We start from the raw sequence: 16,550 nt of genomic DNA, 5'->3' as shown, positions 1-16,550 counted from the left end.
GTCAGGACATGTGTCGATCGTCGGTTGCGGCGTCAGCTGAGCCCCAGCCAGCGCCGGTTGTTGGCGGGATCACCGCCCCCTGCGAAATCGTCGAAGGCCCGTTCGGGCCGGCGGATCATGTGCGCCTCGATAAAGGGCGCGCCTTCGCGCGCGCCATCCTCGGGATGCTTCAGACAGCATTCCCATTCCAGCACCGCCCAGCCGTCATAGCCATATTGGGTCAGGCGCGAGAATATGCCGGTGAAGTCGACCTGGCCGTCGCCCAGCGAACGGAAGCGGCCGGGCCGGTCGATCCAGTCGGCATAGCCGCCATAGACGCCCGCGCGACCGGTCGGGTTGAACTCCGCATCCTTGACGTGGAACATCCGGATGCGGTCATGATAGATGTCGATGAACTGCAGATAGTCCATCGCCTGCAGCACGAAATGGCTGGGATCATAGAGGATGTTGGCGCGCTTGTGGCCGCCGACCGCATCCAGGAAGCGCTCGAAGGTCAGGCCGTCATGCAGATCCTCGCCCGGATGCAGTTCGTAGCAAAGGTCGATCCCCTGTTCGTCGAACGCGTCCAGGATCGGGCGCCAGCGCTTCCCCAGTTCGACAAAGGCTTCTTCCACCAGGCCCGCAGGCCGCTGGGGCCAGGGATAGACGAACGGCCAGGCCAGCGCGCCGGAGAAGGTCGCATGCGCCTTCAGCCCCAGTCGCCGACTGGCCACCGCCGCCAGCTTCAGTTGCTCGACCGCCCAGGCCTGCCGCTCGGCCGGCTTGCCGCGCAGCTCGGCCGGTGCAAAAGCATCGAAGGCGGCATCATAGGCCGGGTGGACCGCGACCAGCTGCCCCTGCAAATGGGTCGACAGCTCCGAAATCTCGACCCCGGCCTCGCGGCAGCGACCGATTAGGTCGTCGCAATAATCCTGGCTTTCCGCCGCTAGCTTGAGGTCCATGCAGCGCGGGTCGTTGCTGGGCACCTGAATGCCCTTATAGCCCGCCTGCGCCATCCAGCGCGCGGCATTGTCCAGATTGTCGAACGGAGCGGCATCGCCCATGAACTGCGCCAGGAAGATGGCCGGGCCGCGCATCGCGCCCTTCGCCACCGTCATTTCACGCTCTTGAGATAAGTGATGATCGCGGCGCGCTTGGCCGGATCGGGCGTGGAGATGGGCATGCGGCTGCCGGGCACCTTCTTGGTCGGCGCGGCGAGATAGTCGTCCAGCGCCTTCTCGTCCCATTTCAGCTTCGACGCCTTGAGCGCGGGAGAATAGTTGAAGCCGGCCAAGGTGCCGGCGGTGCGGCCGACGACGCCGACCAGATTGGGGCCAAGGCCGCTCTTGCCGCCGGGCTGCACGCTGTGACAGGCGCGGCAGGCATTGAAGGCCGGGGGCGCGGCTGGCGCGGTCTGCGCCTGGCTCGACATGGCGGGGATCATCACTGCGCTCATTGCGAGCGCTACCAGGCCGAAGCCCATTACCCTTTGCACCCTCGACTCTCCGTCTTGTCTATTGGTGTTATTTACCGGTAAACTGTTCCAATATGATCGGAAGATCAAGAGGCAGAATGAACGGTCTGTCGACTAATGGGAAAGAGGGATGAGGATGACAGGAAAAGCGTTGCGTCTGGGTATGGTCGGCGGTGGCGAAGGCGCCTTTATCGGGGCGATCCACCGCGCTGCCGCGGCGCTGGACGGCGATTGGCGGCTGGTGGCCGGCGCCTTCAGCGGCGACACGGATCGCAACCGGCGTTCGGGGGAGGCGCTGGGAATCGACCCGGCGCGCACCTATGATTCGCTCGATGCGTTGCTGGCGGGCGAACAGGTGCTGCCAGCGGACGAGCGGATCGATGCCCTGTCGATCGTGACGCCCAATCATCTCCACGCGCCGATGGCGATCGCCGCGCTCGACGCGGGTTTCCATGTCTTCTGCGAAAAGCCGATGGCGCTCGATCTGGCCGAGGCGCGCCAGATCGCCGCTGCCGCCGAGCGCTCGGGCCGGCATTTCGGCCTCGCCTTCACCTATAGCGGCTATCCGCTGGTGGAAGAGGCGCGGGCGCGTGTCGCGCGCGGCGACCTCGGCAAGATCAGGCTGGTGCAGGTCGAATATTCGCAGGGCTGGCTCAGCCAGGCGATCGACCGTGATGGCAACAAACAGGCCGAATGGCGCACCGATCCGGCCCGTGCCGGCCTGGGCGGCTGCCTGGGCGATATCGGCACCCATGCCTTTCACCTGGTCGAACATGTGTCGGGCCTGCGCGTCAGCGAAATCTGCGCCGATCTCAGCATCCATGTCGAGGGACGGCGGCTCGACGACGACGTCAATGTCCTGCTGCGCCTCGACAATGGCGCGCGCGGCATCCTCAAGGCGACGCAGGTCGCGGCGGGCGACGAAAATGGCCTGAAGCTGCGCATCCATGGCGAACATGGCGGGCTGGAATGGGCGCAGATGGAGCCGAATACGCTGACCCTGCGCTGGCTGGATCGGCCCGCCGAAATCCTGCGGGCGGCCGGCCCCGGCCTGCTGCCCACGACCCTGCCGCTGCTGCGCACGCCCAGCGGCCATCCCGAAGGCTATATCGAGGCGTTCGCCAATCTCTACCGCGCCTTCGCCACGCGCATCCGGGGCGGTGAAGCCTGGTTCCCGTCGGTCGGGGACGGCCTGCAAACCATGGGCTTCGTCGAGACGGTCATCGCCAACGCCGGGGGCGATGAAAAATGGACGACCTTGCCGACAGAAGGGGATGCGCTCGTTCAATAGCCCACGGCATAGCCCATCCGTCGGGGGTCGGCGCCAGCCATGCGGGCGCCCGATGCGTCGGCCAATATGCCCTGCACGCTGCCGATCGCATAGGGGCCGACCCGTTCGATCTTGTGCCCCATCGCGGTCAGGCGCTGGATCGTGGCATCGGGAAAGCGCCGCTCGGCCTGCACGGTGATGGCGGCGCCGGGCTTGTAGAAATTGGGATCGGCGTCGAGCGCGAAGCGGGGCGCTTCGATCGCGGCCTGGATCGGCAGGCCGCGATCGACGACATTGACCAGGAACTGGAACTGGGTCTGGCCGATCGTCTCGCCGCCGGGTGAACCGAAGACCAGTTTCAGCCGTCCCTTGTCGAGGACGATGGTCGGGCCATTGCCGAGCAGGGCGACCTTGCCCGGCGCGACCTTGTTGGGATGGCCGGCATAGGGAGCGGACGAGCCCAGGCGCAGGCCGTTGTTGAACAGGATGCCGGTATTGCCCATCACCAGGAAGGTGCCGAAGCCGCCGCCGACCGTCGTCGTGACCGCGATGGCATTGCCGTCGGCATCGACCGCCGACAGGCTGGTGGTGTCGCCGCCGCGCGTGTGATCGTCGCCCTGATGCGCGAAGTCCTGCCGTGCCGGCTCCAGCGCGGACCGGTCGAAGGCAGCGGCATTGCCGCCCTCGGGGTAGAGGCCGGCGCGGGCCGCGTCGATCAGCGTGCGCCGTTGCGCCGCGAACCGCTTGGACAGCAGCCCCTCGACCGGTGTCTGCGCGAATTTGGGATCGGCGGCATATTTATAGACATCGGCCTTCGCGACCTTGATCGCCTCGATCAGATAATGGGTGAAGAGCGGATCGTCGGCCGGCAGCGCGGCGAGGTCGAATCCCTCCACCAGATTGAGCTGTTCGCATAATTCCAGCCCCGTGCGCGAGGTGAGCGGGCTGCAATAGACGTCCAGCCCGCGATAATTGGTCGTGACCGGATCGTCCCAGCGCGGCCGATAGGCCTTGAGGTCATCGAGCCGCAGCCAGCCGCCCGTCTCCGTCGAGAAGCGGGCAAATTCCTGCGCGATCGGGCAGGTGTAGAAATAGTCGTGCGCCGCCTGCAAGGCGCGATCCCGATCGGCGCCACCCTTGAGCGCCTGGCTTTCCGCGTCGGCAAGGGCCTGAAAGCTGCGGGCGAGATCGGGATTGCGGAAGATGGAGCGTGGCGCCGGCGGCTGGCCACCGGGCAGGAAGATTGCCGCGCTGGTCGGATAGAGCGCCAGCGTCTTTTGCGCGCGCGTGATGAACATCGCGATGGAGGCGTCGAGCGGATGGCCGTCGCGGGCATAGCCGATCGCCGGTTCGAGCAGAGTCGAGAGCGGCAATTTGCCGAACCGGCGGGCCAGGGCGATCCAGCCGCCAAACGCGCCCGGGACGGTCAGCGCCTTGGGGCCATGGTCCAGCGCCTTGGGATCGCCATCGGGATCGAGCAGGCGCGGGGCGCCGCCGGTGAAGGCCAATGACTGGACCTTGCCCGTCTTGCGATCAAGGCAGGTGGCAAAGCCGTTGCCGCCCGCGCTCGACGCCCAGGGTTCGACCACGTTCATGACCGCCATCGCCGCGACCACGGCATCCGCCGCGGTGCCGCCCTGCATCAGCATGCGGGTGCCGGCCATGGCCGCCAGCGGATGGCCGGCGGTCACGCCGCCATGCGGCATGGGCACTTCGACCCGGTGCGCGGCGACGCTGGCGCTGCCGGTGCGGGGTGCGTCGGGCGCGCGCGCGCCTGATTGGGCCAGGGCGCGGCCGGGCAGGGTGGAGAGCGCCATGCCGGCAAGGCCGGCGGCCAGCATCTCACGGCGATCCAGGAAGGATGGGGGCGTATCGGACATGGCGGGGCGACCTTGCAGGGGAAAGGAAAAGGAGAAAATGGGCACGGCAACATCGCGCCGTGCCCATGTCTTGCAAGCCTTTAGAAGACCTTCTTCAGGCTGGTGTACCAGTAGCGCGCCTGCGGCTGGTAGAGGCTGGACAGATAGCCGCCAGACGAAAGTGGCGGATCCTTGTCGAAGATGTTGCGCGCGCCGATCTGAACGGTGGTGCCGTTCAATGGCCCGTCATTCTTGAACGTATATTGGCCGTAGAGATTGACCGTCGTCTGACCCTTCACCGTCCAGGGATTGGCGGCGGCATCGCGCACCGCATTTTCATAGACGCTGTCGATATATTGGGTGAAGGCGCCGATCTTCCACGGGCCAAGCGACCAGTCGAAGGTCGCCGAAAGCCGCCAGCGCGGCTGGCCATCGCGGCCGATCACGTCGCCGCCGCCCTGGATCGGCACGCCGGCATTGATCTCGCCGGCGGCCTGTCCCGCAATCACCTGCTGCACGCCCGCCGGGGCATCGACATAATAGCTGATCAGGCGCGAGGCATTCACGTTGAGCGAGAAGGTGCCGACCGACGTCGTGGGCAGGAAATAGTCCAGATTGAAGTCGATCCCCTGAACGGTGACCGGCAGCAGATTCTGGAAATTGGCGACGACGTAGAGCAGTTCGCCGACCGGCGCGAGGCCGGTGCCGGCGACGCGGGCGATATCGTCCGCCGTCGGATCGCGGCGGATGACGTTGGGGTTGCTGCTGCCCTGGGTGCGCAGCAGATAGTCGAGGTTGAGCGCATTCTGATAGTCGAGCAGGCCCACGACATTCTTCTGCTGGATCTTCCAGCGGTCGACGGTGAAGGTGACCTTGCCGAGGCCATCGCCCAGTTTCGGCGACAGGACTGCGCCGAAGCTCCAGCTGGTCGATTCCTCGGGCTTCAGGTTCGGGTTGCCGCCGCTGCGACGCAGCACCGACACGTTGCAGACCGCGCTGGAGAAATTGGTCGCGCGCCCGGAGCGGACATCGGCGTCGCACAGCACATAATCGAAGCCGCCATTGACGCGGTCGAGCGTGGAGGTGTTGATGACCTCCAGGTTCGGCGCACGGAAGCCCTGCGACCAGGAGCCGCGCAGCATCATGCCCTCCAGCAATTCCCATGATCCCGCGACCTTGGGCTTCGCCACGGATCCGACGTCGCTATAATCCTCATAGCGGCCGGCAATCTGGAAATTCAGGCGACGGAACATGGGGATTTCCATTTCCGGGCTGAAGATCGGAATGGCGAGTTCGGCATAGGCCGACTTCACGTTGCGCTTGCCGCGTACGTCGGGGCTGGGGCTGGCGCCGCCAAGGTCGGAGCCATAGAAGACGCCCGTGACCGCGTCGGTATAGGTGGTGTCGACCCCGGCAATGCCGCCCTGATAGGTGGATCGATTGTCATGATAGGTCTCGCGCCGCCATTCGATGCCGGCCGCGACGCCGATGCTGTTGTCGGCCCACAGGCCCAGCAGATTGGCGTTCGACACCTTGAAATCCCACAATGCCAGCGAGGTGCGGGTCTTGCGGGTCGCCTCGATCATGAAACTGTCGATCGTGGACTGGCTGTTGGGGGTGCAGTCACCGATCGAGGGCGTGGCGACGCAGCCGCCATTGAACGGATTATAGGCGTCGGGCGTGGTCTTGTTGATCGCCTGCTGCAGCAGCGTGTTGGAGAAATTCTCCTGCGTGTCCTTGGCCGTGGCCCAGGTGTAGAGGCCGGCGGATTCCCAGTCGAAATCGCCGATATTGCCGCGCAGGCCGCCCAGGAAACGATATTGGTAATTGGTCACGTCGACCTTGCGCGATCCCACATCGACATAGCTGAGCGACGTGATCTGGACCGGCAGCCCTTCGGCCGGCACCACCGAAAGGTCGAGGCCGGGGAGGCGGTTGGGCGATCCGACCGGGCCGAGAGGGTTCCAATAGGCATTGGCCGCCACGGTGATCGGAATATTGGCGAGCGAACCGGGGGCGCCGATCGTCGAACTGGTCTTGCCGCGATAGAAGCCGACCTCGCCGAAGAAGGAGAGGGAATCGGAAAGCTCATAGTTGAGATAGGAGAAGACGTTGATGCGCTTTACCGACGGCTGGACCGTCAGGTCGTCGAAGGTGGCGGGCGAATTGAAGCGCAGGTTGGAATCCGCGCCCGACATTTCCGTCGCGCCATTGCCGTCATCATAGCAGGTATCGGGCGTGCCCGATGCGATCCGGCAACCGGCATTGGCGCTGGGCTGGATGTGGAACTGGCCGGAACTGTTGGTGAAGGCAGTGCCGTTGCTGGTGAGCGTGCGATTGAGGAAATTGGCGCCGCCGCCGGGGCGAACGACGCGGAACGTGCCCCATGGCGTGCTGGTGCTGGTGCCGTTCCACGCCGCCACATTGGCAAAGGGGGTGCCGGCCACATAGTCGCGCCGGTCGACGCTGGCGGTATAATCCTGGTCGCTGAGATAGAGTTTCGACTTTTGCGCATAGCCGGCGAAGATCGAGATATTGCCGCGGCCTTCGGCGAAATCGAATCCGACCAGGCCATTGGCGGCAAATTCGCGCAGATTGGTGCCTTCCGCGCCGCCATATTGGACGTCGAACTTGGCGCCCTTGTAATCGGACTGGAGCACGTTGTTGACCACGCCGGCGACGGCGTCCGAACCATAGAGGGCGGCGGCGCCATCGCGAAGCACTTCGACGCGCGCGATATTGCCGACGGGAATGGTGTTGGCATTGTAGCCGAAGGTGGGGACGCCGGAATCGACGACGCCGGTGATCGCCTGCGACGTTGGGTGCAGCACGGTGCGGCGGCCGTTGATCAGCAGCAGCGTATTGCCCTGACCCAGGCCGCGCAGCGAAACGGTCGATACGTCGCCGCGTGCAGCGTTGGCATTGCCGCCGCCCAGCACCTGTTCGTTGAAGGTGACGCCGCCCAGTTGCGGGATGGAACGATAGAGGTCGGCGCCCGACACCGCGGCAACGGCTTCGATTTGCTCTTCGCCGATGAGGCTGACCGGCAGGGCGCCGGCGGTATTCGCGCCCTTGATCTGCGAACCGATGACGACGATTTCCGCAGCGGCCGGTTCATCGGCCTGCGGGGCGGCGTCGGTGGTGGACTGGGCCTGTGCCATGCCGGCCGTCAGCGCCCAAAGACTCGCACTTGTTAGGGCACTGGTTAAGGCGAAAAGCGTCTTTCCTCTTTCTCTCGTCATTATCGTTCCCCTGTGATGAAGCCTTAAGCTTCGCGCCGTTAGGCAAAAGTGCCTTTTCGGTTCAGAGATCGGGGTGTCCGGCAAATGTAGGCGCGGCACGACGCGTGCAGCGACCCGTTCTTATAGATGACCGTTCAGATAGTGCATTTGCAGGCCCTCCCGAAAACTGGAGTTCCGGCATCGTCCCCTGCGTGGGAAGTCGTTTTTGCTGTCGCCCTCACGACAGCAAGGTGTTTTCGGGCACAACACCCACCATTGTGCGCGTTCATTGCGCTAAAACTCATCAGGATGAAATTTCCACTATAAGTTTTGAAATATTTTATAATAATTTCCGGGCTTGTGGCGTTATGGCGGAAATCCTGGCCTGGGTCGTTGTGGAGGAGTATCGGCCGGAAAGCGCCTTCCCTCGGGCCATGCCGGATATGCCGATTACAGGGGATTCCATCGATGAGCGATAGCGGAAAGCAGGGGGTGACCCGTCGTGAGTTTGCGGCGTCGGCGATGGCCGGCGCGGCATTGGTCGCGGGGGCGGCACCGGCCTCGGCACAGGCCGGGAATGCGCCGGCAAAGCCCGGCAAGGCGGCGATAGAGCCAACCAGATTGGTTAGTGCAGGTGAAACGCTACGGCCGGAAATCGTCGGCCAGTTCGGCATCGTCGCAGCCGGCCGCCATTATGCGGTGGCGGCGGGGACGCGCATCCTGCTGGCCGGCGGCAACGCGACCGACGCTGGCGTGGCGGCGGTGTTCGCTGCGGCCGTGACCGAGATTTCGCATTTCGGCTTCGGCGGCGAAGCGCCGACCATCATCTATGACGGCAAGACGAAGAAAGTGTCGCTGATCAGCGGTCAGGGCGTCGCGCCGGGGCTGGCCACGCCCGACAAGTTCGCCGATGCCGGCGTCATTCCGGGCAATGGCCCCAATGGCGGCACCGTGCCCGCGATGGTCGATGCCATGGCGCTCGCGCTCCAGCTCAACGGCACAATGGGCCTGCATGAAGTGATGCAGCCGGCGATCGAACTGGCCGACGGCTTCGTCATGTATAATTTCCTGGCGGAAGTGTTCGTCAGCCAGCAGAAGGCGACGTCCAAATACAAGGACGCCTACGACGCTTATTATCCCGGTGGCCAATTGCCCAAGACCGGGGAGATTTTCCGCCAGCCCAATCTCGCCCGCACGATGCGGATCATCGCTGACGCGGACGCGGCGGCGTTCAAGAAGACCAGGGATCGCAAGGCCGCGATCCAGGCCGGGCGCGATGCCTTCTACAAGGGCGATATCGCCCGCCGGATCGGCGCCGCGATGGAGCGCGACGGCGGCCTGATGCGCTATGAGGATCTCGCCAGATACAAGGGCAAGGTCGAGGCGCCGGCAATGACCAGTGTCTTTGGCTATCAGGTCTGCAAGGCGGGTTTCTGGAGTCAGGGGCCGGCCATGCTGATGGCGCTCAACATTGCCGAGGCGGCCGGGATCGCGACGATGGAACCGGGCTCCGCGCCCTATCTTCACACCGTTGCCGAAGCGATCAAGCTGGCCTTCGACGATCGCAACATGTATTTTGGCGATCCCGATTTCGCGACGGTGCCGATGAAGGGGCTGTTGTCGAAGGACTATGCGGCGCAGCGGGCCAGGCAGATCGGCCCGCGCGCGTCGCTGGAGCATCGCTTCGGCAATCCCTGGGCGTTCGAGGGCAGGGCGCGGACCACGCCGCAATTCACGCCGCATATGCTGAAAGCCCCGTCCAAGCCGACCGCCGACACGACGGCGATCGAGGTGGTGGACAAGGACGGTAATCTCTTTTCCTGCACGCCCAGTTCCGGCTGGATGCTGGGCGGCGCCTATATTGCGGGCGATACCGGCGTGCCGATGAGCAACCGCCTGACCGTGTTCGATCTTGATCCGGAAAGCCCCAATGTTCTGGTGCCGCGCAAGCGGCCGCGCACGACCCTGTCGCCGTCGATGGTGCTCAAGGACGGCCAGCCCTATCTGGCGATCGGGACGCCGGGCGGCGACAATCAGGATCAGCAGATCATGAATGTGCTGCTGCGGGTGTTGGCGTTCGATCAGCCGCTCCAGGCCGCGATCGAGGCACCGCGCATCAACTCCAATCATTTCCATGGCTCCTTCGGCATCAAGAAGGATGAGCCGGGCGTGCTGGAAATCGAGGATCGCGTGCCCCAGGCCGTGCGCGACGACCTGACCGCGCGCGGTCACAAGCTCGACCTGCTGGGGCCGTTCGCGGTGTCCACCGGCATCGTCGCAGCCGGCGTGGTGCCGGGCAGCGGCACGCTGCGCGGCGGCGCGGATGTGCGCCGCGAACGCTATATATTTGGTTGGTAAGGGGATCGATCCGATGAAATCTGCCTTCAAGCTTCTGTCGCTGGCCCTGTTGTCGGCCGGCGCCGCCCAGGCCTATGCCCAGCCCGCCAATCTGCCCCCGCCCGGCGGCGAAACCCCGATCGCCTTCGACGTGCATGAAGGCACGTCCATGGCGGTGTCGGTGTCGCCCGACGGCAAATGGCTGGCGGTCGACCTTCAGGGTAGCCTGTGGATCATCCCGACGAGCGGCGGCAAGGCGAAGCGGATCACCGACTATTTCAACGACGCCCGCCAGCCGGTCTGGTCGCCCGATGGCTCGCGCCTCGCCTATTTTTCCTATCGCGACGGCAATTATGATCTGTGGACGATCAAGCCGGACGGCAGCGACATGCGCAAGCTGACCGAGGGCGCCTATGATGATCGCGAGCCGGCCTGGTCGCCCGATGGCCGGACAATCGCCTTCTCGTCCGACCGCAGCGGCAATTACGACATCTGGACGCTGGACATTGCCAGCGGTGCGATGAAGCAGGTCAGCAGCAACGGGCGCGAGGATCGCCTGCCCAGTTGGTCGCCAGATGGCGCGCGCATCGCCTATTCCGGGACGGAGGGCAGCAAGACCGCCCTCTATGTCACGGCCCTTGCCAATGGGCAGGAAAGCCTGCTGAAGCAGGTGGAGGGAAAGATCGACGCGCCGTCCTTCGGCCCCGCTGGCGAACTCGCCTATGTCGTGCAGGACGCGCAGGGCAGCCGTCTGGAGATTGATGGCAAGGCGGTCAGCGGGACCGAAAATATGTTCCCCTTCCGGATTTCCTGGGGGAAGGGCGGCTATTATTATGTGTCCGACGGCAAGATCCGCAGCCGCAAGGGCACCAGCCTGTCGACCGTCAACTTCGCTGCCACGCTGGAGGTGGTGAAGCCCAGCTACACCCGCGCCAAGCGCGACTGGGATTCGACCGCGCCGCGCAAGGCGCTGGGTATCGTTCGCCCGACCATCTCGCCCGACGGCAGCCGCATCGCCTTTGCCGCACTCGGCGATCTCTATGTCATGTCGTCCAAGGGCGGGGTGCCGGAGAATCTTACCAGGGATGGCGCGCTCGACACCGATCCGGCCTGGTCGCCGGACGGCCAGAGCCTGGTCTACACCTCCGACAAGGGCGGCGGCCTGCCACAGCTTTGGATACGCGACATGAAGACCGGCAAGGATCGCCGGTTGACCGACATCGACACCCAGCCGCTGGGTGCCGCCTGGTCGCATGACGGCACGCGGATCGCCTATATCGATGTTGACGGGCGTTGGGGTGTCGCTGGCCTGTGCGTGGTCGATGTCGCGACCGGCAAGATCACCCGCCTTCAGGGATCGCTGGGCCAGCCCGGCAGCCCCAGCTGGTCGCCCGACGGCAAATATGTCGCCATCCCGCTATCCTACAAATATTCCAACAGCTTCCGCGAGGGCACCAACCAGGTCTACATGGTGCCCACCGATGGCGTGGGCAAAGCCTTCTGGCATCTGCCCGAGCCCAATATGTCGATGGATACCCGCGCCGGTGGCGGTCCCGCCTGGTCGCCCGACGGGACGAAGATGGCCGCCATCTATGAGGGGCTGCTGAAGATCTGGCCGGTCGCCGCTGATGGCAAGCCGTTGGGTCCGCCACGCTCCTATACGTCGGACATTTCCTATTTCCCGACCTGGACCGGCGACAGCAAGACGATCCTGTATCAGTCGGCCGACACGCTGAAGTCGCTCGATACCGAAACCGGCGCGATCACCGACATTCCGCTGGACCTGACCTATCGCATCGCCAACCCGACCGGACGCACCGTCATCCATGTCAGCAACCTGGTGGACTCCGTCCATGACGTGACCCAGCATGACAAGGACATCATCGTCGACGGCCACCGCATCGCCGAAATCCGCGACCATGATCCCGCGCTTCACCAGGCGGAACATTTCGTCGACGGCACCGGCCTGACCGCCATTCCCGGCCTGATCGAACATCATTCCCATGCCCAGAAGGATTTCGGCTCCAATCTGGAACGGGCATGGCTCGCCTATGGCATCACCACGGTCCGCGATCCGGGCACGCAAATCTATGATGCGGTGGAGGATCGCGAGGCGGCGGAATCGGGCGTGCGGCTGTCACCGCGCCTCTATGTCGCAGGACCGCTGCTCGAATGGCAGCGCGTCTATTACAAGATGGGCGTGGCGGTCTCCAGCCCGGCCCATCTGGAGCGCGAATTCACCCGCATGCGTGCGCTTCATTATGACATGATCAAGAGCTATGTGCGCATGCCCGATCTGTTCCAGCGGCAGATCGTGCGCGCCGCGCATGAGATGGGCATACCGGTCAGCGGCCATGAAATCTTCCCGGCCGCCTTTTCCGGCGTCGATGGCACCGAGCATATGGGCGCGACCAGCCGGCGCGGCTATTCGCCCAAGCAGGGGCCGCAGGGCATGGCCTATGAGGATGTGATCCAGCTCTTCGGTCGCAGCGGCCGGACGCTGACGCCGACCCATTTCGGCGCGATGACGCCCTATCTGGCCAAGCATCCCGGCTACAAGGACGACCCGCGCCTCAACCTCTATCCGGTCTGGGCACGGGAAACGATCACCGAAGCCGACCCGATGGCGACCATGTTGCGCCCGCTGCTGGAGGGGCAATATAAGAGCCTGAAGAAGATGTATGACGCCGGCACGCTGGTGACGGCGGGCACCGACACGATGATCGCCAATAATCTCCATGCGGAGATTTCCTCCTATGTCGACGCCGGTCTGACGCCGTTCCAGGCGCTCCAGACCGCGACCGTCAATTCGGCGAAGGATCTGAATCTGGATGCGGGCACGCTGGAGGCCGGCAAGCTGGCCGACATCGTGCTGGTTGACGGCGATCCGCGCGCCGACATCGCCAACACCTTCAAGGTGAAGAAGGTGATGATGAACGGCGTCATCCATGATGTGGACGCCATCGTCGCCGGTGGCATGCGGAAAAACTGAGGTTCGCTCGGATGGAAGCGTTCGGATACGCTTCCATCCATAACTGCCAGATAAGTATCGCGATTTTTCCCGCGTCCGGCGCATGCGCAAGTCGGTGCGTGCGCCGGCATGTCGTTCGTCGGTTCTGGTTGCCGGTTGGTCGAAAGCGTTGCCCCCACGCCCTGTCGCCCGGAAAAGCCGTTTGACCTCATCTGTCCGGCTCGCAATGATCCGCGCCATCCACGCGGGGGGTGCCAAGGGGGTGGCCTTCGCGACAAGACAGACCCGCGACCTGCGGGCATTCCAGTGGAGGCTATCTTGCATAGACGCGACTTCCTGGCCTTTGGCACTTTGGGTGTCGGCGGGCTCGTCCTGCCGTCCTTTTTCGGCAAGGTCATTGCAGCAGAGGATCTGAACAGCGCACTCGACATCGGCTTCAAGAAGGGGCTGGCCGACGCCGCGATGAACGCGGCCAAGAGCGCCGGCGCCAGCTATTGCGACGTGCGTGTCGGCCGCTACCTGCGCCAGTTCGTCATCACCCGCGAAAAGAATGTCGAGAATATCGTCAACACCGAATCCACCGGTGTCGGCATCCGCGTTCTGGCCAATGGCGCCTGGGGCTTTTCGGCCACCAATGAGCTGAGCAAGGAAGCGGTCGCCAAGGCGGCGCAGCAGGCCGTCGCCATCGCCAAGGCCAATGCACCGCAGCAGAGCGCCCCGGTCCAGCTCGCCCCGGTCAAGGGCGCGGGCGAGATCAGCTGGAAGACGCCGATCGTTAAGAACAGCATGGCCGTGCCGATCAAGGACAAGGTCGATCTGCTGATGGGCGTCAACGCCGCTGCCATGGACGCAGGCGCCGACTTCATCAATTCGATCCTGTTCCTGGTCAATGAGCAGAAATATTTCGCCAGCACCGACGGCAGCTATATCGATCAGGACGTTCACCGCATCTGGGCGCCGATGACGGTCACCGCGGTCGACAAGACCAGCGGCAAGTTCCGCACGCGCGAGGGCCTGTCCTCGCCGATGGGCCTGGGCTTCGAATATCTCGACGGCGCCGCCAGCGGCAAGACTGTCCTGCCCAACGGCGTCACCGTCTATGGCAACAGCTATGACATGAAGGAAGACGCGATCGCCTCCGCCAAGCAGGCGCGCGCCAAGCTCAAGGCGCCGTCGGTGAAGCCGGGCAAATATGATCTGGTGCTCGACCCGTCGCACACCTGGCTCACCATCCATGAATCCGTCGGTCATCCGCTCGAACTGGACCGTGTGCTGGGCTATGAAGCCAATTATGCCGGCACCAGCTTCGCCACGATGGACAAGCTGCAGGCGCATTTCCAATATGGCAGCGACAAGGTGAACATCGTCGCCGACAAGGTTCAGCCCGGCAGCCTGGGCGCCGTCGCCTATGATGACGAGGGCGTGAAGACCAAGAAGTGGGATCTGATCCGCGATGGCAAGCTGGTCGGCTATCAGGCGATCCGGGACCAGGCCCATATCGAGGGCAAGAAGGAATCGGACGGCTGCGCCTATGCCGACAGCTGGTCCAATGTGCAGTTCCAGCGCATGGCCAATGTCAGCCTGGAACCGGGCAAGACCAAGCAGAGCGTTGCGGACATGATTTCGGGTGTCGAGGACGGCATCTACATCATCGGCGACGGCAGTTTCTCGATCGACCAGCAGCGCTACAACGCCCAGTTTGGCGGTCAGCTCTTCTACGAGATCAAGAACGGCAAGATCGGCCAGCAGATCGAGGATGTCGCCTACCAGATCCGCACCCCGGAATTCTGGAATGCCTGCGCCGGCGTCTGCGACCAGAGCGACTATCGCCTGGGTGGTTCCTTCTTCGACGGCAAGGGGCAGCCGGCCCAGGTCTCCGCCGTGTCGCACGGGTCTTCGACCGCGCGCTTCAACGGTATCAACGTCATCAACACCGCGCGTTCGCTCGGTTGACGCTTAGGGAGATAATGAGATGAGCATCCTTACCGAAGCGCAGGCCAAGGAAATCCTGACCAAGGTCGTCGCCCTGTCGAAGGCCGACGAGTGCAGCGCGCAACTGACCGGCAAGATCCAGGGCAATATCCGTTTCGCCCGCAACGACGTGTCGACCGCGGGCCTGACCGACGATATCGAGCTGGCGGTCCAGGTCGCTTATGGCAAGAAGGTCGGCACGGCCACCATCAACCAGTTTGACGACGCCTCGCTGGAACGCGTGGTACGCCGGGCCGAAACGCTGGCCAATCTGGCCCCGGACAATCCGGAATTCATGCCCGCGGTTGACAGGCAGGCCTATAAGGCCAGCCCGACCTTCGCCCAGTCGACCGCCGACATCACGCCGGAATATCGTGCCCAGGTGGCGTCGACCTCGATCAGCGCCTGCAAGTCGCAGAAGCTGATCGCGGCCGGCTATCTGGAGGATAATCAGAGCTTCGTCGCGATCGCGAACAGCAAGGGCAATTTCGGCTATCAGCGCTCGACCATGCTGGATTATACCTGCACCGTCCGTACTGAGGATGGCCGGGGTTCCGGCTGGGTCGGCACCGACACGCAGGACGCCGCCCGCTTCAAGGCGGACAGCGACATCCAGATCGCGATGCGCAAGGCATCGGCCTCGTCCGAGGCCAAGGCGCTGGAGCCGGGCAAATATACCGTGATCCTGGAACCGATGGCAGCCGCTGGCCTGATCGGCTTCATGTTCTACTTCTTCGGCGCGCGCGAGGCGGACGAGGGCCGCAGCTTCCTGTCGAAGAAGGGCGGCGGCAACAAGCTGGGCGAACAGGTGTTCGGGCCGCAGGTCAATTTCTACACCGACCCGTGGGATCCGGTCGCGCCCTGCCTGCCCTGGGACGATGATGGCCTCGCCCGTCAGCGCGTCGACATGGTCAAGGACGGCAAGGTCACCAACCTCAACTACAGCCGCTACTGGGCGAGCAAGCAGGGCAAGCCCGCGATCGGCCAGATGGGCAATATCCTGATGACCGGCGGCACCAAGACCACCGCCGACCTGGTCCGCTCGACCGAGCGCGGCGTGCTCGTCACCCGCACCTGGTATATCCGCATGGTCGATCCGCAGACCGTGCTGCTGACCGGCCTGACCCGCGACGGCACCTTCTATGTCGAGAACGGCCAGATCAAATATCCGATCAAGAATTTCCGGTTCAACGAGAGCCCGGTGATCATGCTCAACAATGTCGAAGAGCTGGGTCGCCCGGTCCGCGTGCCGCCGGACGAAGTGTCGATGAACATCGTCGTGCCGCCGATGAAGCTGCGCGACTTCACCTTCACCTCGCTCTCGGACGCGGTGTGACGGTTTGAGCTGTGCATGATCCTCCCCTGTGAAGGGGAGGGGGACCATTGCGAAGCAATGGTGGAGGGGTGTCACCCTATCGATAGCGGGACACCCCTCCGTCTGGCTTCGCCAGCCACCTCTCCTTCCAGG

General features: G+C 64.2%; 9 protein-coding genes. 5 read left to right on the top strand and 4 right to left on the bottom strand.

The genetic code is table 11. The features are described from left to right. Positions 1–32 precede the first annotated feature (32 nt). Together GGQ90_RS00595 and GGQ90_RS00590 are read right to left on the bottom strand one after the other, a co-directional pair. Positions 33–1,097 carry a sugar phosphate isomerase/epimerase family protein gene (locus GGQ90_RS00595; protein ID WP_188080330.1) on the bottom strand — a complete coding sequence of 355 codons (1,065 nt, stop codon included), beginning with the start codon at positions 1,095–1,097 and terminating at the stop codon, positions 33–35. Continuing rightward, entirely contained in the window at positions 1,094–1,462 is a 369-nt protein-coding gene (locus GGQ90_RS00590; protein WP_188080552.1) for a c-type cytochrome, read from the bottom strand. The genes GGQ90_RS00595 and GGQ90_RS00590 overlap by 4 nt, the downstream gene beginning before the upstream one ends. A 127-nt stretch (positions 1,463–1,589) precedes the next feature. Here GGQ90_RS00590 and GGQ90_RS00585 point away from each other — a divergent pair, with 127 nt between their 5' ends. Beyond that, positions 1,590–2,744, top strand: coding sequence for a Gfo/Idh/MocA family protein (locus tag GGQ90_RS00585; protein WP_188080551.1), 1,155 nt, complete (start codon positions 1,590–1,592; stop codon positions 2,742–2,744). Here the strand turns inward: GGQ90_RS00585 and GGQ90_RS00580 are convergent. Together GGQ90_RS00580 and GGQ90_RS00575 are read right to left on the bottom strand one after the other, a co-directional pair. Further along, a complete protein-coding gene (locus GGQ90_RS00580) occupies positions 2,738–4,603 on the bottom strand; it encodes a gamma-glutamyltransferase family protein (RefSeq protein ID WP_188080329.1) in 1,866 nt (621 codons plus the stop codon). The genes GGQ90_RS00585 and GGQ90_RS00580 overlap by 7 nt on opposite strands. Positions 4,604–4,683: 80 nt before the next feature. Then, on the bottom strand, positions 4,684–7,743 hold the full coding sequence (locus tag GGQ90_RS00575; protein WP_188080328.1) for a TonB-dependent receptor domain-containing protein: 3,060 nt from the start codon (positions 7,741–7,743) through the stop codon (positions 4,684–4,686). A gap of 528 nt (positions 7,744–8,271) precedes the next feature. Here GGQ90_RS00575 and GGQ90_RS00570 point away from each other — a divergent pair. The 4 genes from GGQ90_RS00570 to GGQ90_RS00555 all read left to right on the top strand — a co-directional run bounded on the left by GGQ90_RS00570 (position 8,272) and on the right by GGQ90_RS00555 (position 16,418). Next, positions 8,272–10,161 (top strand): gamma-glutamyltransferase family protein, encoded by a 1,890-nt coding sequence (locus tag GGQ90_RS00570; protein WP_188080327.1) that lies wholly within the window; start codon positions 8,272–8,274, stop codon positions 10,159–10,161. A 13-nt stretch (positions 10,162–10,174) separates the two neighbouring features. Continuing rightward, the gene (locus GGQ90_RS00565; protein WP_188080326.1) at positions 10,175–13,132 is read left to right on the top strand and encodes an amidohydrolase family protein; all 2,958 of its coding nucleotides are present in this window, start codon (positions 10,175–10,177) and stop codon (positions 13,130–13,132) included. Between the two features lie 297 nt (positions 13,133–13,429). Next, entirely contained in the window at positions 13,430–15,064 is a 1,635-nt protein-coding gene (locus GGQ90_RS00560; protein ID WP_188080325.1) for a TldD/PmbA family protein, read from the top strand. A 19-nt stretch (positions 15,065–15,083) separates the two neighbouring features. Then, positions 15,084–16,418, top strand: coding sequence for a TldD/PmbA family protein (locus GGQ90_RS00555; protein ID WP_188080324.1), 1,335 nt, complete (start codon positions 15,084–15,086; stop codon positions 16,416–16,418). Positions 16,419–16,550 lie beyond the last annotated feature (132 nt).

The sequence above is a fragment of the Sphingobium scionense genome (assembly GCF_014197035.1).
Taxonomy (GTDB): Bacteria; Pseudomonadota; Alphaproteobacteria; order Sphingomonadales; family Sphingomonadaceae; genus Sphingobium; species Sphingobium scionense.
Note: the sequence above shows the minus strand (reverse complement) of the source record. Positions and strands in the feature narration are given on the sequence as shown.

Coding starts and splice junctions, on each gene's coding strand:
- GGQ90_RS00595 (WP_188080330.1), bottom strand. CDS start 1,097: ATGACGGTGGCGAAGGGCGCGATGCGCGGCCCGGCCATCTTCCTGGCG.
- GGQ90_RS00590 (WP_188080552.1), bottom strand. CDS start 1,462: ATGGGCTTCGGCCTGGTAGCGCTCGCAATGAGCGCAGTGATGATCCCC.
- GGQ90_RS00585 (WP_188080551.1), top strand. CDS start 1,590: ATGACAGGAAAAGCGTTGCGTCTGGGTATGGTCGGCGGTGGCGAAGGC.
- GGQ90_RS00580 (WP_188080329.1), bottom strand. CDS start 4,603: ATGTCCGATACGCCCCCATCCTTCCTGGATCGCCGTGAGATGCTGGCC.
- GGQ90_RS00575 (WP_188080328.1), bottom strand. CDS start 7,743: ATGGCACAGGCCCAGTCCACCACCGACGCCGCCCCGCAGGCCGATGAA.
- GGQ90_RS00570 (WP_188080327.1), top strand. CDS start 8,272: ATGAGCGATAGCGGAAAGCAGGGGGTGACCCGTCGTGAGTTTGCGGCG.
- GGQ90_RS00565 (WP_188080326.1), top strand. CDS start 10,175: ATGAAATCTGCCTTCAAGCTTCTGTCGCTGGCCCTGTTGTCGGCCGGC.
- GGQ90_RS00555 (WP_188080324.1), top strand. CDS start 15,084: ATGAGCATCCTTACCGAAGCGCAGGCCAAGGAAATCCTGACCAAGGTC.